General features: G+C 56.3%; 21 protein-coding genes. 9 read left to right on the top strand and 12 right to left on the bottom strand.

What is annotated here, in order from left to right; all coding sequences use genetic code 11:
- Positions 1-90: 90 nt before the first annotated feature.
- Both lptG and lptF read right to left on the bottom strand, forming a co-directional pair.
- Entirely contained in the window at positions 91-1170 is a 1080-nt protein-coding gene (gene lptG, locus F3J26_RS17455; protein WP_166995088.1) for an LPS export ABC transporter permease LptG, read from the bottom strand.
- The gene (gene lptF / locus F3J26_RS17450) at positions 1171-2271 is read right to left on the bottom strand and encodes an LPS export ABC transporter permease LptF (protein ID WP_166995086.1); all 1101 of its coding nucleotides are present in this window, start codon (positions 2269-2271) and stop codon (positions 1171-1173) included. It abuts the gene before it with no gap.
- A gap of 274 nt (positions 2272-2545) precedes the next feature.
- Between lptF and pepA the strand changes: the two genes are divergently transcribed.
- From pepA to F3J26_RS17430, 4 genes are all read left to right on the top strand, one after another.
- A complete protein-coding gene (gene pepA, locus F3J26_RS17445; RefSeq protein WP_008460793.1) occupies positions 2546-4057 on the top strand; it encodes a leucyl aminopeptidase in 1512 nt (503 codons plus the stop codon).
- A 117-nt stretch (positions 4058-4174) separates the two neighbouring features.
- Positions 4175-4633 carry a DNA polymerase III subunit chi gene (locus F3J26_RS17440; RefSeq protein WP_039287963.1) on the top strand — a complete coding sequence of 153 codons (459 nt, stop codon included), beginning with the start codon at positions 4175-4177 and terminating at the stop codon, positions 4631-4633.
- Positions 4634-4639: 6 nt separating this feature from the next.
- Positions 4640-7495: a valine--tRNA ligase gene (locus F3J26_RS17435; protein ID WP_166995084.1), complete on the top strand. Its 2856-nt coding sequence runs from the start codon at positions 4640-4642 to the stop codon at positions 7493-7495.
- 108 nt (positions 7496-7603) lie between these two features.
- Positions 7604-8125 carry a GNAT family N-acetyltransferase gene (locus tag F3J26_RS17430; RefSeq protein ID WP_442892314.1) on the top strand — a complete coding sequence of 174 codons (522 nt, stop codon included), beginning with the start codon at positions 7604-7606 and terminating at the stop codon, positions 8123-8125.
- A 21-nt stretch (positions 8126-8146) separates the two neighbouring features.
- Here the strand turns inward: F3J26_RS17430 and F3J26_RS17425 are convergent, their stop codons facing one another.
- The 10 genes from F3J26_RS17425 to rraB all read right to left on the bottom strand — a co-directional run bounded on the left by F3J26_RS17425 (position 8147) and on the right by rraB (position 17351).
- Positions 8147-8599: a DUF1198 domain-containing protein gene (locus F3J26_RS17425; protein WP_166995078.1), complete on the bottom strand. Its 453-nt coding sequence runs from the start codon at positions 8597-8599 to the stop codon at positions 8147-8149.
- 155 nt (positions 8600-8754) lie between these two features.
- Entirely contained in the window at positions 8755-10146 is a 1392-nt protein-coding gene (gene uhpT, locus F3J26_RS17420) for a hexose-6-phosphate:phosphate antiporter UhpT (RefSeq protein WP_166868686.1), read from the bottom strand.
- Between the two features lie 138 nt (positions 10147-10284).
- Positions 10285-11613 (bottom strand): MFS transporter, encoded by a 1329-nt coding sequence (locus tag F3J26_RS17415; RefSeq protein ID WP_039298086.1) that lies wholly within the window; start codon positions 11611-11613, stop codon positions 10285-10287.
- A gap of 9 nt (positions 11614-11622) precedes the next feature.
- The gene (gene uhpB / locus F3J26_RS17410) at positions 11623-13125 is read right to left on the bottom strand and encodes a signal transduction histidine-protein kinase/phosphatase UhpB (RefSeq protein ID WP_166995076.1); all 1503 of its coding nucleotides are present in this window, start codon (positions 13123-13125) and stop codon (positions 11623-11625) included.
- A complete protein-coding gene (uhpA, locus tag F3J26_RS17405) occupies positions 13125-13715 on the bottom strand; it encodes a response regulator transcription factor UhpA (protein WP_008460776.1) in 591 nt (196 codons plus the stop codon). Before uhpA ends, uhpB begins: the two co-directional genes overlap by 1 nt.
- A gap of 95 nt (positions 13716-13810) precedes the next feature.
- Positions 13811-14626: a topoisomerase II gene (locus tag F3J26_RS17400; RefSeq protein ID WP_166995074.1), complete on the bottom strand. Its 816-nt coding sequence runs from the start codon at positions 14624-14626 to the stop codon at positions 13811-13813.
- 11 nt (positions 14627-14637) lie between these two features.
- Complete coding sequence (gene miaE, locus F3J26_RS17395; protein WP_166877870.1) at positions 14638-15402, bottom strand: tRNA isopentenyl-2-thiomethyl-A-37 hydroxylase MiaE; 765 nt, start codon at positions 15400-15402, stop codon at positions 14638-14640.
- 117 nt (positions 15403-15519) lie between these two features.
- Positions 15520-15963 carry a lysozyme inhibitor LprI family protein gene (locus F3J26_RS17390; protein WP_166995072.1) on the bottom strand — a complete coding sequence of 148 codons (444 nt, stop codon included), beginning with the start codon at positions 15961-15963 and terminating at the stop codon, positions 15520-15522.
- Positions 15954-16721 carry a LysM peptidoglycan-binding domain-containing protein gene (locus F3J26_RS17385; RefSeq protein ID WP_166995070.1) on the bottom strand — a complete coding sequence of 256 codons (768 nt, stop codon included), beginning with the start codon at positions 16719-16721 and terminating at the stop codon, positions 15954-15956. Before F3J26_RS17385 ends, F3J26_RS17390 begins: the two co-directional genes overlap by 10 nt.
- Positions 16722-16928: 207 nt before the next feature.
- A complete protein-coding gene (gene rraB, locus F3J26_RS17380; protein ID WP_008460771.1) occupies positions 16929-17351 on the bottom strand; it encodes a ribonuclease E inhibitor RraB in 423 nt (140 codons plus the stop codon).
- 163 nt (positions 17352-17514) lie between these two features.
- Here rraB and argF (F3J26_RS17375) point away from each other — a divergent pair, with 163 nt between their 5' ends.
- The 5 genes from argF (F3J26_RS17375) (at position 17515) to arcD (ending at position 24005) form a co-directional block, all read left to right on the top strand.
- Positions 17515-18519 carry an ornithine carbamoyltransferase gene (argF, locus tag F3J26_RS17375; protein ID WP_166995068.1) on the top strand — a complete coding sequence of 335 codons (1005 nt, stop codon included), beginning with the start codon at positions 17515-17517 and terminating at the stop codon, positions 18517-18519.
- A gap of 649 nt (positions 18520-19168) precedes the next feature.
- Positions 19169-20389 carry an arginine deiminase gene (arcA, locus tag F3J26_RS17370; RefSeq protein WP_008460769.1) on the top strand — a complete coding sequence of 407 codons (1221 nt, stop codon included), beginning with the start codon at positions 19169-19171 and terminating at the stop codon, positions 20387-20389.
- Between the two features lie 13 nt (positions 20390-20402).
- A complete protein-coding gene (locus F3J26_RS17365; RefSeq protein ID WP_166877851.1) occupies positions 20403-21317 on the top strand; it encodes a carbamate kinase in 915 nt (304 codons plus the stop codon).
- A 140-nt stretch (positions 21318-21457) separates the two neighbouring features.
- Positions 21458-22462, top strand: a complete 1005-nt coding sequence (gene argF, locus F3J26_RS17360) for an ornithine carbamoyltransferase (RefSeq protein ID WP_166995066.1) — start codon at positions 21458-21460, stop codon at positions 22460-22462.
- A 73-nt stretch (positions 22463-22535) separates the two neighbouring features.
- Positions 22536-24005 (top strand): arginine-ornithine antiporter, encoded by a 1470-nt coding sequence (gene arcD / locus F3J26_RS17355; protein ID WP_008454716.1) that lies wholly within the window; start codon positions 22536-22538, stop codon positions 24003-24005.
- Positions 24006-24044 lie beyond the last annotated feature (39 nt).

Below are 24044 nucleotides of genomic sequence, written 5' to 3'. Positions count from 1 at the left end.
GGGAAAGAAACACTAAAAGGCAAGAAACACAGAAGAGTATCAGTGAGATTCCCTCTCCCTTTTAGGGAGAGGGTTAGGGTGAGGGTAAACTTATCCCGCTCTTTTCGTCAGCATCCAGAGGCTGATCAGCAGGAAGGTCACGCTAGGCAGCAGCGCTCCCAGAATCGGCGGAATGTTGTATACCAGCGTTAGCGGGCCAAACACCTGATCCAACACGTAGAAAATAAAACCGAAGCTTATCCCCGTCACCACTCGTACGCCCATCGGCACGCTACGCAGCGGGCCAAAGATGAACGACAGCGCCATTAGCATCATTACCGCCACCGAGACCGGGGCGAAAATCTTGCTCCACATATTCAACTGGTAGCGTCGGGAGTCCTGGCCGCTGGTTTTCAGGTACTTGATGTAATCATAAAGTCCACTGATCGACAGCGAGTCAGGATCAAGCGCAACCACGCCAAGCTTGTCGGGCGTCAGGTTGGTTTTCCATTCCCCGCTCACGGTTTGCGACCCGGTAATCTGCTTTGGATCGGAAAGATTTGACTCGTCAACCTGCGACAGGCGCCAGACTTTATGCTGAGCGTCATACTTCGCCGCCGCGGCATTGCGAACCGAAAGCAGGCGGCGCTCACCGTTGAAGTGATAAATCATGATGCCGGCAATTTCTGTCTCGCTGTTGACGTGATCGATATATACGAAGTCATGGCCGTCTTTCGCCCAAATGGAGTTGGTTGTGGACAGCAATGAGCCGCCAAGCAGCATTTGCGCACGGTAATTACGCGCCATTTGATCGCCCTGCGGGGCAACCCACTCGCCGATTGCCATTGTCAGCAGAACCAGCGGAATCGCGGTTTTCATTACCGAGGAAGCGATTTGCATACGCGTAAAGCCGGACGCCTGCATCACCACCAGCTCACTGCGCTGAGCCAGCATCCCCAGCCCCAGCAGCGCGCCTAATAACGCGGCCATCGGGAAGAAGATCTGAACATCTTTTGGCACGCTGAGCAGGGTGTACATCCCCGCACCCGCTGCGGAATAAGAACCCTGGCCCGTTTTTTTCAACTGGTCAACGAACTTAATAATTCCCGACAGCGACACCAGCATAAACAGCGTCATCATGATGGTGTTTAAGATGGTTTTACCGATGTAACGGTCAAGTACACCAAACATTTAAGCCGCTCCTTTATAGCTAAAGCGGGCACGCACTTTGCGCATCGGTACCGTATCCCACAGGTTCAGGGCAACGGCCAGCGCCAGGTACGCCAGGTTGACCGCCCACATCCAAATCATCGGATCCAACTTTTCCTTTGACCCGCTGGAACGCAAAGAGCTTTGCAGCAGGAAGAAGACCAGATAGAGCAGCATGGCTGGAAGCATCGACAGCACGCGCCCCTGACGCGGGTTCACCACGCTCAGCGGGACTACCATCAGGGCCATAATGACCACCGACATGATGAGCGTCAGGCGCCAGTGCAGCTCGGCTCGCGCAGAAGGCTCCGGATTCTTCCACAATTCGGTCATGCTCATTTGGCTGATATCGGAGGGATCAAGCATCACCGCCTGATGGCCCACCACGGCCTGGTAGTCTTTAAAATCTGTAATACGGAAATCGCGCAGCGTTGAGGTTCCTTCAAAGCGCGTGCCGGTATTCAGCTTAACAATCTGCGTGCCGTCCGGGCGCTGGAAGATTTGGCCAGAGTCCGCGACCACCACGGAAGGACGTGTATTGCCCTTCGGACGCACCTGAACAAGGAAAACATCGTTGAATGTTTTGCCCCGCACGCTTTCGATAAACAGCACCGCGCTGCCGTTGGTCGCCACCTGGAACTGCCCTTGCGCCAGGGCAGCCATACCAGGGTTCGCTCTGGCTTCAGCCAGCACTTCGTCCTGGTGACGAGCGGACCACGGGTTCAGCCACATCACGTTTACGGTGGCCACAATTCCGGTGAAGAGTGCGAGAACCATCGCGGCTTTGACCAGTACTGCTTTACTCAGACCGCAGGCATGCATTACCGTGATTTCACTCTCGGTGTACAAGCGGCCGAGCGTCATCAGTAAGCCGAGGAAAAGGCTCAGGGGAAGGATTAGCTGCGCCATTTCAGGCACACCTAAACCCAGCAAAGATAAAACCAGATTTGTCGGGATTTCGCCGTCGGCCGCAGCACCGAGGATCCTAACCAGCTTCTGAGCAAAGAAAATCAGCAGCAGGATGAAAAGGATCGCCAGTTGGCTCTTAAGCGTCTCCCGAACCAGATACTTTATGATAATCACATTAAATACGCCTGTAGAAACGAGTCTTTTTGCAGGAAAATCGCTTGTTTCATCGCTTATACGTCATTTATTCTCTTTAATCGTCGAAAACATCGCTAAGATTAGATAGCCCGGCGAACTCGCATTACGGGACGATGTTCAGACACAATAGAAAACGTAAATCCATTCGTTAAGATTAACACGAAGTCATCGCAACAGCGGAGATGAGTTACGAAAGCTTGCAATTCTAGCCTGTAGCCCCCGCCGTTGTCTTTAAGATTCAGGAGCGTAGTGCATGGAGTTCAGTGTAAAAAGCGGTAGCCCCGAGAAACAGCGTAGTGCCTGCATCGTTGTGGGAGTCTTTGAACCGCGTCGCCTGTCCCCGATCGCAGAACAACTCGATAAAATCAGCGATGGCTACATCAGCGCGCTTCTGCGCCGTGGTGAGCTGGAAGGAAAACCAGGGCAAACCTTATTGCTTCACCACGTACCGAACGTGCTGTCTGAACGCATTCTGTTGATTGGCTGCGGCAAAGAGCGCGAGCTTGATGAGCGCCAGTACAAGCAGGTGATTCAGAAAACCATCAACACGCTCAACGACACCGGCTCAATGGAAGCCGTTTGCTTCCTGACCGAGCTGCACGTCAAAGGCCGTAACACCTACTGGAAAGTACGCCAGGCGGTTGAGACAGCTAAAGAGACGCTGTACAGCTTCGATCAACTGAAAACCAACAAAACCGAACCACGCCGTCCGCTGCGTAAAATGGTGTTCAACGTGCCAACTCGTCGTGAGTTGACCAGCGGGGAGCGCGCCATTCAGCACGGCCTGGCTATCGCGTCCGGCATCAAAGCCGCGAAAGATCTCGGCAACATGCCGCCAAACATCTGTAACGCCGCTTACCTGGCTTCTCAGGCTCGTCAACTGGCGGACTCGTTCAGCAAAAACGTGGTCACCCGCGTGATTGGCGAACAGCAGATGAAAGAGCTGGGCATGCACTCCTATCTCGCGGTAGGCGAAGGCTCGCAGAACGAATCACTGATGTCGGTGATTGAATATAAAGGCAATGCCTCCCCGGATGCTCGTCCGATTGTGCTGGTTGGCAAAGGCTTAACCTTTGACTCCGGCGGTATCTCCATCAAACCTGCCGAAGGCATGGATGAGATGAAGTACGACATGTGCGGCGCGGCTTCCGTTTACGGCGTGATGCGCATGGTGGCGGAGCTGAACCTGCCGGTGAACGTCATTGGCGTCCTTGCCGGTTGTGAAAATATGCCAGGCGGGCGCGCTTATCGCCCGGGTGATGTGCTGACAACGATGTCCGGCCAGACCGTTGAAGTGCTAAATACCGATGCCGAAGGCCGTCTGGTGCTGTGTGACGTGCTGACCTACGTCGAGCGCTTCGAGCCAGAAGTGGTTATCGACGTCGCAACGCTGACCGGCGCCTGCGTCATCGCCCTTGGCCATCACATCACCGGCCTGATGTCGAATCACAATCCGCTGGCGCACGAGCTGATCAGCGCGTCTGAGCAAGCCGGTGACCGCGCATGGCGTCTGCCGCTGGGTGACGAGTATCAGGAACAGCTGGAGTCCAACTTTGCCGATATGGCAAACATTGGCGGCCGTCCTGGTGGCGCGATTACGGCGGCGTGCTTCCTGTCTCGCTTTACCCGCAAGTACAACTGGGCTCACCTGGACATCGCCGGCACCGCATGGCGCTCCGGCAAGGCAAAAGGCGCAACTGGCCGCCCTGTCGCCCTGCTGTCCCAGTTCCTGTTGAACCGTTCCGGGTTTAACGGCGAAGAGTAAGCGTAAAGCTTTACCCTCACCCCGGACGGGCATAAAAAACGCCGTTTGGTTCCCTTGCCCCTCTGGGGAGAGGGTTAGGGTGAGGGGCAACAACATTCAACTTAACAAGCTGGTCTCATGAAAAACGCAACGTTTTACCTGCTGGATAACGACACTCATGCCGAAGGGCTAAGTGCCGTGGAACAGCTGGTGTGCGAGCTGGCTGCGGATGGATTCCGTGCAGGCAAGCGGGTACTGGTCGCCTGCGAAAACGAACAGCAGGCGATTCGCCTCGACGAAGCGCTCTGGCAGCGAGATGCTCAGGCATTCGTCCCACACAATCTGGCTGGTGAAGGCCCACGCTACGGCGCGCCGGTTGAGCTGGCATGGCCTCAGCGCCGCGGCAGCGCCCCCCGGGATTTGCTGATTAGCCTGCTGCCACAGTTCGCAGATTTTGCCACCGCTTTCCTGGAAGTGATAGACTTCGTACCTTACGAAGAATCCCAGAAACAACTGGCCCGCGAGCGCTACAAAGCGTACCGCGTTGCCGGTTTCCACTTGACTACGGCGACCTATACCCCGCCGGGAACGACATAGCAGACAATGGAAAAGACATATAACCCGCAAGATATCGAACAGCCGCTTTACGAGCACTGGGAACAGCAGGGCTACTTCAAACCGAATGGCGACACCAGCCAGGAAAGCTTCTGCATCATGATCCCACCGCCGAACGTCACCGGCAGTTTGCATATGGGTCACGCCTTCCAGCAAACCATCATGGATACCATGATCCGTTACCAGCGCATGCAGAGCAAAAACACCCTGTGGCAGGCGGGCACCGACCACGCCGGTATCGCAACGCAGATGGTTGTAGAACGTAAAATCGCCGCCGAAGAAGGCAAAACCCGCCACGATTACGGCCGCGATGCGTTCATCGACAAAATCTGGCAGTGGAAGGCAGAATCCGGCGGCACCATTACCCGTCAGATGCGTCGTCTCGGTAACTCCGTAGACTGGGAGCGCGAGCGCTTCACCATGGACGAAGGCCTGTCCAACGCGGTGAAAGAAGTGTTCGTCCGTCTCTATAAAGAAGACCTGATTTACCGCGGCAAGCGCCTGGTCAACTGGGACCCGAAACTGCGTACCGCGATTTCCGATCTCGAAGTTGAAAACCGCGAGTCCAAAGGCTCCATGTGGCACCTGCGTTACCCGCTGGCCGACGGTGCCAAAACCGCAGACGGTAAAGATTACCTGATTGTCGCCACCACCCGCCCGGAAACCGTTCTCGGTGATACCGGCGTGGCCGTTAACCCGGAAGATCCGCGTTATAAAGACCTGATTGGTAAATTCGTGGTACTGCCGCTGGTTAACCGCCGCATTCCTATCGTGGGCGACGAGCACGCGGACATGGAAAAAGGCACCGGCTGCGTGAAAATCACCCCGGCGCACGACTTTAACGACTACGAAGTTGGCCGCCGCCATCAGTTGCCAATGATCAACATTCTGACCTTCGACGGGGATATCCGTGAAGCCGCAGAAGTGTTCGATACCAACGGCGAAGAGTCCACCGTTTACGCCTCCGACATCCCGGCTGAATTCCAGAAACTGGAGCGCTTTGCAGCACGTAAAGCCGTGGTCGCGAAGTTCGATGCAATGGGCCTGCTGGATGAAATCAAACCCCACGACCTGACCGTGCCTTACGGCGACCGCGGCGGCGTGGTTATTGAGCCAATGCTGACCGACCAGTGGTATGTGCGTACCGCGCCGCTGGCAAAAGTGGCGGTAGAAGCCGTTGAGCAGGGCGACATCCAGTTCGTGCCTAAGCAGTATGAAAACATGTACTTCTCCTGGATGCGCGATATTCAGGACTGGTGTATCTCCCGTCAGCTGTGGTGGGGTCACCGTATCCCGGCCTGGTACGACGCGGAAGGCAACGTGTACGTTGGCCGCAACGAAGCGGAAGTTCGCGCCGAAAACAACCTGGGTGCCGACGTGGCGTTGAACCAGGACGAAGACGTGCTGGACACCTGGTTCTCCTCTGGCCTGTGGACCTTCTCCACCCTGGGCTGGCCGGAAAACACCGAAGCGCTGCGCACCTTCCACCCGACCAGCGTTATGGTCAGCGGCTTCGACATCATCTTCTTCTGGATTGCCCGCATGATCATGCTGACCATGCACTTCATCAAAGATGAAAACGGCAAGCCGCAGGTGCCGTTTAAGACCGTCTACATGACCGGCCTTATTCGCGATGACGAAGGCCAGAAGATGTCCAAATCCAAAGGCAACGTTATCGACCCGCTGGACATGGTGGACGGCATCTCTCTGGAAGATCTTCTGGAGAAACGTACCGGCAACATGATGCAGCCGCAGCTCGCGGAGAAAATCCGCAAGCGCACCGAGAAACAGTTCCCGAACGGCATCGAGCCGCACGGCACCGACGCCCTGCGCTTTACCCTGGCGGCGCTGGCCTCTACTGGCCGCGACATCAACTGGGACATGAAGCGCCTGGAAGGCTACCGCAACTTCTGTAACAAACTTTGGAACGCCAGCCGCTTCGTGCTGATGAACACCGAAGAGCAGGATTGCGGCTTCAACGGCGGCGAAATGGTGCTGTCTCTGGCCGATCGCTGGATCCTGGCCGAGTTCAACCGCACCGTGAAAGCATACCGTGAAGCGCTGGACAGCTACCGCTTCGACATCGCCGCCAACATCCTGTACGAGTTCACCTGGAACCAGTTCTGTGACTGGTATCTGGAGCTGACCAAGCCGGTCATGAACGGCGGTTCTGAAGCCGAACTGCGCGGCACCCGCAATACGCTGGTGAACGTGCTCGAAGGTCTGCTGCGCCTGGCACACCCGATCATTCCATTCATCACCGAAACCATCTGGCAGCGCGTGAAAGTGCTGAAGGGCATCACCGCAGACACTATTATGCTGCAGTCATTCCCGGCCTACGATGCGTCTCAGGTTGATGAAGCGGCGTTCGCAGACACCGAATGGCTGAAGGACGTGATCACCGCGGTGCGTAACATTCGCGCCGAGATGAACATCGCTCCAGGCAAACGTCTGGACGTGCTGCTGCGCGGCTGCAGCGAGGAAGCAATTCGTCGCGTGAGCGAAAACCGCACCTTCCTGCAGAACCTGGCTCGCCTGGAGAGCATCACCATCCTGCCAGTCGATGACAAAGGTCCGGTTTCCGTGACCAAGATTATCGACGGCGCAGAGCTGCTGATCCCGATGGCCGGTCTGGTAGATAAAGCCGCTGAGATCGAGCGTCTGGTGAAAGAAGTGGCGAAGATCGAAATCGAAATTGGCAAGATCGAAGGCAAACTGTCCAACGAAGGCTTTGTCGCCCGCGCGCCAGCTGACGTTGTCGCCAAAGAGCGTGAGCGTCTCGAAGGCTTTGCCGACGCCAAAGCGAAGCTGATTGAGCAGCAGGCCGTTATCGCCGCGCTGTAATCGGCCCCAGGCATAATTCGCCCCGCACCTCGGTGTGGGGCGTTTTTTATGCAGCTTGCGCCCTCCGTAATGAAGTGCTATTAACTGCTTTTATCCTTCCCTAAGCCTATGAGTCACATGATGAACACCACAGCCCCGGTCGATGTGAAGCTCCAGCTGCGCCGGATTACTGCCGAAGACAATTCGGCTATCGCCCGGGTTATTCGCCAGGTGTCCGCCGAATACGGCCTGACCGCCGATAAAGGCTACACCGTTGCCGACCCTAATCTTGACGAGCTTTATCAGCTCTACAGCCAGCCAGGCCATGCGTACTGGGTGGTAGAAATCAACGGCGAAGTGGTGGGGGGCGGCGGCGTAGCGCCGTTATCGTGTAGCGAGCCGGACATTTGTGAGCTGCAGAAGATGTATTTCCTGCCGGTGGTTCGCGGCCAGGGATTAGCCAAGAAACTGGCGCTGCAGGCGCTGGATCACGCCCGGGATCAGGGCTTCAAGCGCTGTTACCTGGAAACCACCGCATTTCTGAAAGAAGCCGTTGGGCTATACGAACATTTAGGCTTTGAGCATATTCCTGCCCCACTAGGCTGCACCGGCCATGTGGATTGCGAAGTCACCATGCTCAAAACGCTGTAATTCTCTGTGAAACGGCGTGCACTAGTGCAGCCAGTGCACGCCATCTTCAGACTGGAAGTAGCCGTTATAGCGCATCTGAAAAGCCGTGATCTCCGGCTTCTCCGGCTCCATCTCTCGTAAAAACCCCTGTGCCAGGCGAACCTGAGCGTCAGTAATCGGTGTGGCAAGCCGGGCTTTTTGCAGCCTTCGATACCACTGCTGGAGATTTTGATCGCTGCCGTCGACAATCACCATCTGGCAAATCAGCAAAACCTGCGCCGCATTTTGCAAATGGGACTCATCCGGGCGGTGCAAATACTGTAAAAACGCGTCGCCCTGTGCTTTCCCCATTTGATCGATCATCGATTCAACCGGCACCACGTCGATCCCCAGCCGCTCACTCAGTCGGCGAATAGCCCGCCGTGAATCCGACGTGAGCACCCGAAAGCCGACAATAAACACCACGCAAAGCGTGGCTAACATAATCCAAATCATGAAGTTAAATACCCGGCAGCTTAACGACAATTTGCTATCAATGAATGCCGGGCAGTATAGCGCAATCACTTTACCCAGTAATGCCTCGCGCTGGCGTTATTCGCGGGCATAAAAAAGCCCGGCGTTATACCGGGCTGGAACAGTTCAGAATGCGCTTAAGCGATTTTCAGCTGCTGGATCTTTCTCTCGCGGCGAATTTTGCGCTCTTCAAATACCGCCACGATGGCCATCAGCACGATACAGCCGATTGCGGCGGCATCCAGGGCAGCGAACGTGCCTGCCCAACCGGTGAGACCGAAGATTGGCGTCCCGTCGGCAATCATCCCCAGGCCCAGTTTGGCGAAGCTGTCGCCGATCAGGTAAGCGAAGGTGCCTTTGATGCCGTCGGCCGCGCCGATAGCTTTCTTAGGCACGAAGCCGACTGCCGCCACGCCGATCAGCAGCTGCGGGCCAAAGACCAGGAAACCAAGGGCAAACAGCGAAGCCAGGTAAACGTACTGATTACTGGCATGCTGGTACACGCCCAGCGTGGCGATGATCAATGCCAGCGCTACGCAGGCCACCAGCGCACGACGGCCATTGGCAAGGTCAGACAGCCAGCCCCACAGCAGCGTGCCAACCAGCGCGCCCACTTCAAACAGGGTGAAGCCCTGAATCGCCACTTCTTTGGAGAGTTTCAGCTCCTGGAAAGCATACACGGTGGACCACTGGTCGATACCGATACGCACCACGTACAGGAAGATGTTGGAGAAGCACAGCAGCCAGATCACTTTGTTTTTCAGCACGTACTCAACAAAGATCTGCCATTTGGTCATCGAATTGTCTTCGGCTTCTTTGTCTTCTTCGCTGACCTCTTCGCCAAACAGCTCTTCGGCGGTGCCGAGGCCGTAGGACTCAGGGGAATCGCTGCCGTAGCGCAGGGCAATAAAACCGACAATCAGGGCAATAACGGACGGGAAGATAAACATCCCGATAACGTGGCCGTTAAACAGGTAGTTAGCGCCAAACAGGGCCACACCGGCCGCGCCAGCGCCGCCGAGGTTGTGGGAGATGTTCCACATGCCCAGGTAGCTGCCGCGCTTGCGGCGTGGCGTCCACTTGGTGATGGTCGAGTAGCTGCACGACCCGCCGGTGCTCTGGAAGAAACCGCTCAGAGCGTAGAAAGCAATCATCAGGAACAGGCTAACCGAGCCTGCGCCCATGCTGGCGCTGAAGCCGAGCATACAGATGGCGGAAAGGATCAGCATAAACGGCAGGAACTGCTTGGTGTTCTTCCCGTCTGCGTAATAAGAAACCAGGGTCTTGCCCACGCCGTAGGTAATGGAGAAACCGAGGCCGATCATCCCCAGCTGTGTCATGCTCAGCCCGTAGGTGGAGATCATGTCGTTCTGGGCGATGTTAAAGTTTTTGCGGATCAGGTACATCGTCAGGTAGCCAATAAACACCACCAGATACGACTGCATGAACGGTTTGAACCACATTTTTCGCCGCACTTCGAGCGGCAGATCCAGGGTGGGCTTACGCACCTGGTTTAGAAAGGCCAGCATGGATGACTCCTGATTTGAATACCTGCTTAATGGCAGGCATTGTAAAAATCAGCGAGCAAACTGGCCTGAGACAGCGTCCAGGCCGAACCGGGAAAATTTCTTAGTTTTGCCCTTTATGGCGCAAAAGGGTGAGGAGTATCACGCTTCGTTAGCCTCGCGCGGGGCCTGAGCGTTCAAGAACGGCAGCAGTAGCAAAGCCGATATCCCGGCGGCAATCGCGATCACGGCAAAGAAGCCGCTCCAGTGCCAGATGTCGATCACCCGCGCCAGCGGCCAGCCGGAAAGCGAGGCGCCAAGATAGGCAAACAGCCCGACAAACCCCGTCGCCGCGCCCGCCGCCTCTTTGTGCGAACATTCTGCCGCCGCCATGCCGATCAGCATCTGCGGCCCAAACACGAAGAAGCCGGTGGTAAAGAAACAGGCCGCCTGCATCACGTAGCTGGCAAAGGGCATCAGCCATAGCGAGCCCACGGAAAGCAGAATGCCTGCCGCGAAGATCAGGTTCATCGGGCCACGGTTGCCGTTGAACAGCTTGTCCGAGCCCCAGCCCGCCACCAGTGCGCCGATAAATCCGCCCAGCTCAAACATGGTCACCGCCGAGTTCGCGGTAACCAGTCCGACCCCCAGCGTTTCGGACATGTAAAGATTACCCCAGTCGTTGATCGCCGCCCGCACCACATACACCAGCACGTAGCACAGCGAGAGCAGCCAGATGTAAGGGTTAACCAGCACATACTTGTAGAGGATTTCTTTGCGCGTCAGCCCCGCGCCTTCCTGCTGCTGGGCGATTTCCAGGGCGTCATGCTGCCAGTCACCCACCGCAGGCAAGCCCACGGTTTGCGGCCTGTCGCGTAGCCGCCAGCAGAGGAATAACCCGGCGATAATCGCCAGGCCACCGGCGATCATCATCCCGACACGCCAGCCGTACTGCAGCGCCGCAGCACCCATGATGATCGGGATTAACGCCCCGCCCACGTTGTGCGCCGTGTTCCAGACGGCCCACCAGCCGCCGCGCTCGCTGCGGGAATACCACGCCGTCAGCAGCCGGGCGCAAACCGGCGATCCCCAGCCCTGGAAAAAGGCGTTCAGCGCCCACAGCAGCGCAAACGCCCAAAGCGAGGTCGAGAAGCCAAACAGAATATTCACAATGCCGGTAGCTATCAGCCCAATGCCCATAAAGTAACGGGCATTGGAAAAGTCACTGACAATCCCGGAGAAGAACTTCGACAGGCCGTAGGTGATGTAAAACAGCGTCGCCAGCAGGCCGATATCGGTGCGCTCCATCACGCCGGTGGCGAGGATTTCTGGCGCGGCGGCGTTAAAGCTTTTGCGGGTAAAGTAAAACAGCGCGTAGCCGAGCCAGATAGTGATCAGGATATGACGACGCCAGTAGCGGTAGCGGGCATCAATCTCACTTTTGTCGCTAAGCGGCGCGGCGCTTGCCGGGACTTTTAAAAAACTGAACATGCTCGCCCCTCAGGCATAACGTAATGGCAGGCTGACGCTGACGCGCGTGCCGTGAGTGCAGGAAATAGCGAACGTCCCGCCCAGCGCCGTCACGCGCTCACGCATGCCGGTAAGCCCAAAGCCCTGCTGCCCGGACCCCGGCGGCAAACCGCTGCCGTCGTCTTCGATCACCAGCATCAGCCGCTCGTCCTGCTGCCAGCCCTGGAGCGTTACCGCGCTGGCGCTGGCGTGCTTGACGATGTTATTGAGCCCTTCCTGACAAACGCGGAACAGGGTCACGCGCTGCCCCTCGCTAAGCAGAGGCTCATCGATTCGCCAGTTGATATGGCCGACGATGCCGCGACTTTCCAGCTCCATTTCGCGCATCAGGGAACGAATCGCCTGCTCGAGCGATAAATCATCCAGCTGGCGCGGGCGTAAGCGCCCCAGCAGACGACGAACGGAGTCATAAACCCCCAGCGAAAGCTGTTCAATATGCGCGCCGCTGCGCTTAACGCCCTCACTTTCTGGCGCCAGCCGCTGCACGATCCCGGCCTGGGTACGGATCGCCGTGATGGTTTGCCCAATGTCGTCATGCAGCTCCCGCGCCACTTCCCGCCGCACGCTTTCTTCGGTTTCCAGCAGGCGTTCGGCCAGGCGGCGATTTCGCGCCAGCTCGGTTTGCAAAGACTGGTTCAGTTCACGCAGGCGCTGGATCCCTGCGCCCAGCAATAACCCGGTCAGGCTTTGAGCCAGCAATGAAAGCAGAAGATCCACCGGATGATCGTGCCAGGTCTGGCTGGCAATCAGCGCGATGGCGTTCATCAGGGTGGCAATCAGTGCTCCCTGCCAGCCGTAGTGCCAGGCCAGGGCGATAATCGGCAGCGCCAGGCAGAACGGCGTAAAACGGGAGAGTTCGGCGGGTAACCCCAACTGCAGCCAGAGGCTGACGGCAAACAGCAGTAAATACCAAATCAGATGCCGCCCGCGCCAGTTAACCGGCTGGGAAACCAGCGCCGGGCCGAGAGGCTGCCAGACGGTGCTGGTCAGATAGTGCCAGAGTACCAGGCAGGTCGGCGCCAGCGTTAACCCACCGGTCAGGGTCAGCAGCAGCGCATTCAGGGCATCGCTGCCCTGGTTCAGCCACGGCAGCGACTGCAGCAAAGCGGCCGCGATAAGCGCCCCGCCCTGGCGCAGCAGAGTCCGCCAGTCACGCTGATGACGATAACGAGAAATGAGCGCCACAGGCAGGATGGTGAGCACTCCGCCCAGCATTAACAGCGGCAGATGCGCCAGCGCCACTTCCTGCGCGAGCCAGAAAAGCATCAGCCACTCCGCGCCCAGCAGAACCGGCCAGTAGCCGCGCGGGCACTGCAGCATCAGCCCTAAACGCAATCCAAAGGGAAATAACAGCACCGCCAGCTCAGGCCGCTCCACCAGATGCAGGCTGATGCTCCACAGGCAAAACCAGCCGGCGGAAAAGATAAAGAAACTGGCGATAACGGCAATCAGCCGCGAGAAGAAAGGCCGCATTACCAGCCGTCAAACAGGCGTCGCGCCAGCGCCACATCGTTGCTGACGTCGAGCTTTTCCATCAGGTTGGCGCGGTGCACGTGCACCGTTTTTGGCGAAAGTCCCAGCTCGGTGGCAATCTCTTTCACCGCCATGCCCTGCGCCAGCTTTTCAGCCACCTGCCGCTCGCGCTTCGTCAACGGATCCTGCCGCCCGGCGGCCAGCTTCATGGCAATGTCCGGCGTCAGGTAGCACCCGCCCGTCGCCACCGTGCGCACGGCGGCAATCAGTTCGTCGGGGCTGCAGCGTTTGGATAAAAAGCCGCGCGCGCCAGCGTTCAGCGCCTGCTCCACCAGCGCCGGGCTGTCGTGCACCGACAGCATGACGATCGCCATTCCTTTTGGTAACTGGCTTAACAGCTCCAGCCCGGAAATGTCCGGCATCGAGATATCGCAAATGCACACCTGCACGCCCTGCCCCGGCAGCCCGGCCAGCGCCTCGCGTCCGGAGCCGAACTCGGCCACGACCTGAAAATCCGCCTCCAGCCCAAGAAGTTGGGCAAAGCCGGAGCGGACGATAAGGTGGTCGTCGATAAGGGCGATAGCGGTCATGATGCTTTCCAGGAAGGTAAAAAAAACGCGCTTACCTTAGCGATAAGCGCGTAGCTGTTCAAGCCTTAAGCGATTTCGATCGCTATCGCTACGGGTTATTCCTGCGCAACCGACAGGCGAATGATCCCGGCCGCGCGGGCTGGAGGCAGCTGCAGAACGTTGCGCCACAGCTCCTGAACCTGGTTACAGACCAGCCCCTCTTTGCCCACCGCTTTATGCGGATCCGACATAAGCTGGAGGTCGCTCCCGTAGCGCTTAGTCAACTGCTGCACGATGGGCTGAATGTCTTTGCGGGCCCGATCGCGCTCGGCGTCAGTTACGCTGTGTTTGTCTGCGCCGTAGGCGGAACGCATCATCGCCGCATCCACCTGCATGCGGCGCATCGTCACATCCTTAGGCAGTATTTTCGTGGAGTTGATGCCGCCCTTCACGTCCGGGAACAGGAAGCGGAAACAGGCGTCGTCACTGGATTTTTGCACCATCGCCGTTTGCTGCATGTTCACCTGCATAAACGCCACGACGTTGTCGTCCGTCGCGCTTTGCAGGCGCTTGGTCTCCACCGCGAGGATCTGCGGCTGGATGGTGTCGATCACTTCCTGCTCGGTTTTCCCCTGCTGGTGCATCTCTACCGCCTGCTGGCGAATGGACATCCACAGCGCGGGTTCCTGCTCTTTCAGCACCTGGTAAACCGGCATCCGGGCCATCGCGTCATCCAGCCCGGCCAGTTCCTGCCCGGCCCGATCGCGAGGAATAAGGTATTTTACGTCAAAGATGTTCCACGCCATGATGGCAACCAGCGCAATGGCCACCGCGCCCGCTTTACCGACCCAGCCTTTCTTGCGGAATACCGCTACCACCGCGGCGATCACAGCCCCGACATAGCCTGCAATAATGACGTGGGTCCAGTTCATGGTACATCCTTCTACTCTGCGGCGGGTACGCCGCTGTGGAAACGAAACTCGTCGTCATGGCTTTGGATAAGCCCGGCCTCAACCTTGCCAAAGAAACGCACGCGTTCACTGATATCGCCCCCGGCAATCTGCTCCGCCAGGGTTAAATAATCCTGATAATGGCGCGCCTCGGAGCGCAGCAGCGACAGGTAAAAACGCTGTAATTCATCATCCAGGTGCGGCGCCAGCGCGGCAAATCGTTCACAGGATCGCGCTTCAATGTAGGCGCCGCAGATAAGTTTATCGACCAGCATCAGCGGTTCATGAGTACGAGTTTCACTCAGTAAACCTTTAGCGTAGCGGCTGGCGGTGATTTTGGCGTACGGGATGTTACGGGCAATCATAATTTCCCGCACCTGCCAAAAATGGTGCAGCTCTTCTTTGATCAGCAGCACCATGCTGTCGATAAGCTGCTGCCCCCAGCCGTTCGCCGTTTTCGGCATGATGCTTTTGCTCAGCCCTTTGTGGAGCGAGAGAAAATCGGGTTCCTCGCCGTCACGGAAGGTAAAGGCTTCATAAGGCTGGAGCCAGGCCAGCAGCGCCTGGGAACTCTCTTTATCGGCAACGTATTTGCGGATCAGCAGCATCGCGGTTTGCGCGGCTTTCAGCTCGCACACCATGTGGTCGGTTAGCAGCAGCGGCAGATTTTCCGGGCGACGTGCCTTTTGAATCCACGCCTCGGGCGTCGGGCACTGCAGGAATTGGGTAATCGGGGAGAGGAGTTGCTGGTAGTCCATGAGGATATCCTGATGCGCAGCGGCTGAACGCCGCTGCACCGCTTACTTTTCGTAAAGGACAGCATAATCACTGCCCACACTTTTGTCAGTAAGCCCGGCAACAAAGAGCGTGCTGCACTATTTCACGGCTAGCCCTGAAACCGCGTGGGTTAGCTGCTCAGCGCGACCATAGTTGAGTTCAGCTATGCAAGACAGCCGCCTGATTTCACGCGCATTGCCTGCCGCACCTCCGCTGAGCGAAGCCGCAAGCTGGCATTGACCGTTGCGGTAATGAATGAACCGTTGATTTGATGTCTCGAGCGCTGCGCTAGCTTTCTCGATATAGCGCTGGTCTTCATCCCATTCGGCGATTCTGGTGGCGGCGGATTTGCTGGCTTTTTCCAAAACTTGCTCACTCTCTTTCGACTGCTTAATCAGACAGTCACGCATCCCCGCCTCCGCATATTCACTACACGCTTCTCGCAGGGCCGTGGCATCCTTAACTGGCTGAGGATCGTCAGCCAGCGCCAGCAGCGGCAAACAAGCGGCGATAACCAGGCAAGCTTTCAGTGTCATTTGCATAAAGCGCTCTTCCCTTTTTTAATCAGTGATAATGCGTAATCGAGTTTTCTGGAATAGTTAGGATCGCCGCCGCCGTTATAGCGAAGAGCGATCGTCGTGGTCGAAATGCTCCGCCATCCGGCAATCACTCTGCGAGCGTTTGCCTTCTGGCACTTGAGCGTCTGACCAGCACGGAGAATCTTGACCTGTGGATTAAGCTTTTGCAGCAGTTCCAGAGTGCTTCCCTGCGCTTTCGCTATTTTTGCCAGGCTGTCACCGGGTTTCACGGTGACGTCATAAATTTTGCTGTCAACAGTGAGTATCGTTCGGTGCTCGAATTGCGCCATACGCATCAGCAGATAGCCGATGCCCGCACGCAGGTTATTTAACGGCGTGGTTCTGATCGTGGCGACGGTTAACTGTTTTTTCCACGCGTCAGGCAGGATGAGCTCACCGCCTTCCTTACCGGACAGGAAAGATGTCATCCCAGGATCGCCCTTAACACCGATTTGCATAGGTCGGAAATGCCAGTCAGAGCTCAGGGCTCCCGTTTCGACCCAGACCATCGCTTTAATCAGATGCCAGTCCAAAGTCCTGTAGCCTGGCGTAGAGGAGAGATGGCGATTGTATCCATCGACTACCCGCTGGATGTCACAATCCCAGGCATTCCACCGCGTCTCGCCGGGGGCCTTATTAATACCGTCCTGCCACTTTTCAAAACCTGTTCTGGGCGTTTTTTGTGCCGGGGGCGAGGAGGGAGTAAGACTGGAAGCTGTCATATTACACATCCTGTGCTGACTGATAATTGAAATGGCGAGACTTTAGCCTCATTTGCGCATTTTTAATACAAGATGACGATGCTAAGGCAGAATAGGTGGCCTGAAAATCATTTATTTAAGAAGAAAGGAAAAAAGAGAATTTTGCCCGATCGGGTAAGAATGACACATGCCAGGCGCAGCGGCTGAACGCCGCTGCGCCGCTTACTTTTAGTGACGAACGCCGTCGTCGTCTTCGTCCTGATATTCGTCGCCGTCTTCTTCACCCTCTTCGCCGTTCGGGTCTTCGAAGTAGGTACCCCAGCCGTCGTATTCCACACCGAATTTCTCGGCCAGGTTCAGCAGTTGCTCAACCTGGGCACCGATCAGCTCAGCGTTCAGCGCGCATTCGCTCAGGATATCGCAGCAGATGACGGTATCACCCTCTTCCACTTCCAGCTCTTCCGGGTCAGTCACTTCATAACCGAGCTTGAACGCTTCAACGGCCGCTTTCTCCAGCGTTTCGAAATCATCCGCAGAAAGGTGGTGTTCGATGGTGTACAGCGCGTCCGGGTCGCTCCCGTCGTCCAGCAGTTCTTCAATGATTAAACGTGTTTCTTCGCGCTGTTCTTCCAGCTGTTCTGGATTTGCCATGGCCCTTTCCTCAAATGTGTCGGCAGATACTCTCATTTTCACACACGCCGGGGTTTGCCTCCACCTTTCACCGCAAAGTTTTAACACACGGGGTTGCAATTGAATATTCATACATATAAATTGAATTTTAATTCAATTAAGGCTTGCGCCCTGCGAGGAAAAAATGAGTCACTTCTATCAGAAAAACTTTCTTAAGCTGCTCGATTTTACCCCTGCTCAACTGAACGAATTGCTGACCCTGTCCGCCAAGCTGAAAAGTGACAAGAAAAAAGGAACAGAGATTCAGCACCTTACTGGTAAAAACATTGCGCTCATCTTCGAAAAAGATTCGACTCGTACTCGTTGCTCTTTCGAAGTTGCCGCTTACGACCAGGGCGCCCGCGTCACTTATCTCGGCCCAAGCGGCAGTCAGATCGGGCATAAAGAATCAATTAAAGATACCGCTCGCGTGCTGGGGCGCATTTATGACGGCATCCAGTACCGCGGCTACGGCCAGGATATCGTCGAAACCCTTGCCAGCTATGCGGGCGTGCCGGTGTGGAACGGCCTGACCAACGAATATCACCCGACCCAGCTGCTGGCGGATTTGCTCACCATGCAGGAACACCTGCCGGGCAAAAACCTGAATGAGATGACGCTGGTGTACGCCGGGGACGCGCGCAACAACATGGGGAACTCCATGCTGGAAGCTGCCGCTCTGACCGGGCTAGATTTGCGCCTGGTGGCGCCTAAAGCCTGCTGGCCGGATGAAAAGCTGGTCGCCGAATGCAAAGCCATGGCCGAAAAGACTGGCGGAAAAATCACGTTAACCGAAGACGTTGCCGCGGGCGTTAAAGGGGCGGATTTCATCTATACCGACGTCTGGGTGTCGATGGGCGAAGCCAAAGAGAAGTGGGCCGAGCGTATCACCCTGCTGCGCCCTTACCAGGTCAACAGCGCCATGCTGGCGTTAACCGGCAACCCGCAGGTCAAATTCCTGCACTGCCTGCCGGCGTTTCACGACGATCAAACCACGCTGGGTAAACAAATGGCGCTGGAGTTCGATCTGCACGGCGGCATGGAAGTCACCGACGAAGTTTTTGAATCCTCCCACAGCGTGGTGTTCGACCAGGCTGAGAACCGGATGCACACCATCAAGGCCGTGATGGTCGCCACGCTGGCAAACTAGTTTCTTCGCTCCCAGGGCTTCTCCTGGCCCCTCGGCGGCTTTCCGCCCGAGGGGTTTTCTTTTCTCCCGCCTGGTTATTACTAAAAATGTTGCGCGTCTGATGCACGCCCAGCATTTTTTATGCACTAAAAGGACATAACCTCATCTCCCTCTCTTTTTATGCCCCACACAACAGTCTGTTTTCATTAAGATAAAAAGAATAAATCCGCTGCGCTCACAGTTTGCATGCACTGCATTAATAGCAAAATAAAAATAACTATTTTTCCGTGAACTTCTCTTCACGGCATTAAACAGATTCCATAATGAATAATCATGCAAACAGAAAATAAAAACCAATGATAATCAATACATTGCGACATTCACCCTTAGGAATAAACTTACATATTTTTAACACACCAAAATAATTAAAAACGATTTATCGTATAATTATGCATTCATCAATCTCAGTTAAATCACCGTTCTCTGACAGCCATCAATTAATAACAAAACAAATAAAAACCACCTTGAGCGCGTGATAAATCTCACATTAAATGGTTGTGAAGAAATTAATATACGCCTCGACGAAAAATTTACAGGTTAATAAAATCGCGACGCAATATTTATTGCGCCAATGGCACGTCTATCTCCGAATTAATGCAAAGGAATAGTCATGGACAAACATTATGTCGGCTCCGAAATAGGTCAACTACGCAGCGTGATGCTGCATCGCCCAAACCTCAGCCTGAAAAGACTTACCCCTTCAAACTGTCAGGAATTGTTATTTGACGATGTGCTTTCCGTTGAGCGCGCCGGTGAAGAGCACGACGTTTTTGCCAATACGCTGCGCGGTCAGGGCGTGGAAGTTCTGCTGCTAACCGACCTGCTGACGCAAACGCTGGACGTCAGCGATGCCAAGGCCTGGCTGCTGAACACCCAGATTTCAGACTATCGGCTCGGGCCGGCATTCGCCTCGGACGTTCGCGGCTGGCTGGCTGATATGCCACATCGCGAACTCGCCCGTCGCCTTTCTGGCGGGCTGACCTATGGGGAAATTCCGACACACATTAAAAATATGGTCGTGGATATTCATGCCACAACAGACTTTATTATGAAGCCGCTCCCCAACCATTTATTCACCCGAGATACTTCCTGCTGGATTTATAACGGCGTCTCTATTAACCCAATGGCAAAAGCCGCTCGCCAGCGCGAAACAAATAACTTAAGGGCCATTTATCGCTGGCATCCGGCATTCACCGACGGGAAATTCATTAAGTATTACGGCGACGAAAATATTAATTACGATCATGCCACGCTGGAAGGCGGTGACGTATTAGTGATTGGCCGGGGTGCGGTATTAATTGGCATGTCCGAACGAACCACCCCTCAGGGCATTGAGTTCCTCGCTGAATCATTATTCAGGCATCAACAGGCAACACGCGTGATTGCCGTCGAGCTACCGAAGCACCGCTCCTGTATGCACCTCGATACCGTCATGACTCATCTCGATCTCGACACCTTCTCCGTTTACCCGGAAGTCGTCCGCAAAGACGTGCAGTGCTGGACGTTAACCCCTGACGGCCACGGCGGCATCAAACGCCAGCAGGAAACCAGCCTGGTGAACGCCATCGAAAAAGCGCTGGGTATCGATCAGGTCAAGCTCATCACCACCGGCGGCGATGCTTTTGAAGCCGAGCGCGAACAGTGGAACGACGCCAACAACGTGCTGACCGTTCGCCCCGGCGTGGTCATCGGCTACGAACGCAATATCTGGACCAACGAGAAATACGACAAAGCCGGGATCACCGTCCTGCCTATTCCAGGCGATGAACTGGGCCGCGGACGTGGCGGCGCGCGTTGCATGAGCTGCCCGCTGGAACGCGACGGGATTTAAGGGAGGAAAGCATATGCAACAGAAACCCACTCTCGTAGTCGCGCTCGGCGGGAATGCCCTGCTGAAGCGTGGTGAACCGCTGGAAGCCGACCTGCAGCGTAAAAATATTGAGCTGGCGGCAAAAACTATCGCCCAGCTCACCCACGCCTGGCGCGTGGTGCTGGTGCACGGCAACGGTCCGCAGGTCGGCCTGCTGGCCCTGCAAAACAGCGCCTACCAAAACGTAAGTCCTTATCCGCTGGACGTTCTCGGCGCTGAGAGCCAGGGAATGATCGGCTACATGCTGCAGCAGGCGCTGAAAAATCATCTGCCTGACCGCGAAGTCAGCGTGCTGCTGACTCAGGTTGAAGTGGATCCGCAGGATCCGGCCTTTAGCAATCCGACCAAGTACATCGGCCCGGTGTACAGCAAGGAGCAGGCGGATGCGCTGGTACGTGACAAAGGCTGGTCGGTAAAAGCCGATGGCCAGTATTTCCGCCGCGTGGTGCCGTCCCCGCTGCCTAAACGCATCGTCGAAAGCGATGCCATTACGGCGCTTATCCAGCGTGACCACCTGGTTATTTGTAACGGCGGCGGCGGCGTGCCGGTGGTGGAGAAAGCCGATGGCTACCACGGGATTGAAGCCGTCATTGATAAGGATCTTTCCGCCGCATTGCTGGCTCGCCAGATAGAGGCCGACGCCCTGCTGATCCTCACTGACGCAGACGCCGTTTATCTCAACTGGGGCACACCAGCGCAGCGCCCGCTCACCAGCGTGACGCCAGCCGAGCTTGAAAGCATGAGCTTCGATGCAGGCTCGATGGGGCCAAAAGTTTCCGCCTGCAGTCACTTTGTCGCCAGTTGCCACGGTATCGCCGGGATAGGTGCGCTGGAGGATGGCCCGGCAATTCTGGCCGGGGAGAAAGGCACGTTAATTCGGGAGCCGTGAAAGCCCCCTCACCCTAACCCTCTCCCCAGGGGGAGAGGGGACAGGAAACGAAACAGAATCACCAGCATTTCCCCCCTCGCCCTTCCAGGGAGAGGGCCGGGGTGAGGGTAAAAAAACTTCTCATTCAAAGGATAACGAAAATGACTATCAACCTAAAAAACCGTAATTTCCTGAAACTCCTCGACTTCAAACCGGCAGAAATTCAGTACCTCATCGACCTGGCCCGTGAACTGAAGGCCGCCAAACAGGCCGGAACAGAGAAAAAAACGCTATGCGGTAAAAACATCGCGCTGATCTTCGAGAAAACCTCCACCCGTACCCGCTGCGCCTTTGAGGTTGGCGCGTTTGACCAGGGCGCGCTGGTGACCTATCTGGGGCCAAGCGGCTCGCAAATCGGCCATAAAGAATCCATGAAAGATACCGCTCGCGTGCTGGGGCGGATGTACGACGGGATTGAATACCGCGGCTATGGCCAGGACATTGTCGAAGAGCTGGGGGAATACGCTGGCGTGCCGGTGTGGAACGGGCTAACCAATGAATTTCACCCGACCCAGATCCTCGCCGACCTGATGACCATGCTGGAGCACGCTCCGGGTAAAAAACTGCAGGATCTCTCCTTCGCTTATCTCGGCGATGCCCGTAACAACATGGGCAATTCCCTGATGGTGGGCGCAGCCAAAATGGGCATGGATATTCGTCTTGTCGCGCCGAAAGCCTTCTGGCCTGAAGCAGCGCTGGTCGAGCAATGCCGCACCATCGCCAAAGAAACCGGCGGCCGCATCATGCTGACGGACAGCGTGGAAGAAGGCGTTGCGGGCGTGGATTTCCTCTACACGGACGTTTGGGTTTCGATGGGCGAGCCTAAAGAAGCCTGGGCTGAACGCGTAAGTATCATGACGCCCTACCAGATTAACCAGAACGTCCTCAACGCGACCGGCAACCCGAACGTCAAGTTCATGCATTGCCTGCCTGCCTTCCATAACGAACACACCAAAGTCGGCAAAGAGATCGAAGAAACCTACGGCCTGAAGGGGCTGGAAGTGACCGAGGAAGTCTTTGAGTCAGCACACTCCATTGTCTTCGACGAAGCCGAAAACCGCATGCATACCATTAAAGCCGTAATGGTCGCCACGCTCGGCGCGTAACGCTGTCGGGCAGTGGGAACCCCTCGCTGCCCGTATTGCCCTTGTGCTGCTTCGCGCAGCGGGAGAAAAGGAAATGGCCGATGTTACCCATGAAGGTGCCGCAGACACCTCCACAAGCAGTGAAAGAAAACTAGGACTCAGCGCGCTGGTGGCGCTGGTTATAGGCTCCATGATTGGCGGGGGCGTTTTCAGCCTGCCGCAAAACTTTGCTTCGGTAGCGTCCCCCGGCGCATTGCTGATCGGCTGGGCCATTACCGGCGTCGGCATGCTTTGCCTGGCGTTTATTTATCAGAATCTCAGCGCTCGCTGCCCGGATCTTGACGGCGGCGTTTACAGCTATGCCCGAGCCGGGTTTGGCGACTTTATTGGCTTCCAGTCCGCCTGGGGCTACTGGTTCTCCGCCTGGCTCGGGAACGTCTCTTACGCGGTGCTGCTGTTCAGCGCCATGAGCTTTTTCATTCCGGTGTTTGGCGACGGGAATAACCTGCCGTCGATTATCGGCGCCTCCATCGTGCTTTGGTTAGTTCATGCCCTGGTACTTCGCGGGGTGCGAGAAGCCGCCTACATCAACACCATCCTCACCGTGGTCAAGGTCATCATTCTGCTGGTCTTTATTGTCGCGGTGCTGATTGCCTTTCGGATTGGCGTGTTCACGGCGGATTTCTGGGGCCGCATGATGCTGGTCGAAGGATCTCGCCCGGAAATTTTCGACCAGGTTAAAAACACCATGCTGGTAACTACCTGGGTGTTTATCGGCATTGAAGGGGCAACCGTTGTTTCTGCCCGGGCCGCAAAACGTGAGGATATCGGTAAGGCAACGGTCATTGGTCTGCTGGGCGCGCTGGCGATTTACGTGCTGGTCAGCGTGCTGTCGATGGGGATCCTCGATCAGGCGAGCCTGGCCGGGCTGAAGAATCCGTCGATGGCCGGCGTGCTGGAAAGCGTGGTCGGGGCATGGGGAGCGAAGTTCGTTGCCGGAGGCGTGATTCTGTCCGTAGCCGGCGCGCTGCTGGCCTGGACGCTGTTTGCCGCAGAATTACCGCGTGTCGCGGCAATTGACGGCATTTTCCCTAAAATTTTCGCCAAAGAGAACGCCCGTCATTCACCTTCGTTTTCACTGTGGATCACCAATGGCTTAATTCAGCTCTTCCTGATCCTTACCCTGTTCTACGCCGCCGGCTACCAGGCGCTATTCTCCATTGCCACGGCGGCCATTTTACCTCCGTACCTGTTCAGCGCAGCCTACGGGCTGAAGCTGGCCTGGACCGGGGAGCGCTATGGACAGGGGGAATCACGAACCGGCGGCATCGTGCTTGGCCTGATTGCCACGGCTTACGGCTTCTGGCTTTGCTACGCCGCAGGCGATTCGATGTTGCTGAGCTCGCTGTTATTCACGCCGGGCATTCTGGTGTTCCTGTGGCAGAAAAAAACCCAGGGTCAGCCGCTGCTGAAAAGCTATGAACTGGCGATCGCCGTGGCCATTCTGGCTCTGGCCGCATGGACATTAAAACTGGTCATAAGTGGAAATTTACAGATAGCCTGACGCCATTAACGCCACGATTGTGGCGTTAAACGCTTCATC

The sequence above is a fragment of the Enterobacter sp. Ap-867 genome (genome assembly GCF_011752855.1).
Taxonomy (GTDB): domain Bacteria; phylum Pseudomonadota; class Gammaproteobacteria; order Enterobacterales; family Enterobacteriaceae; genus Cedecea.
Note: the sequence above shows the minus strand (reverse complement) of the source record. Positions and strands in the feature narration are given on the sequence as shown.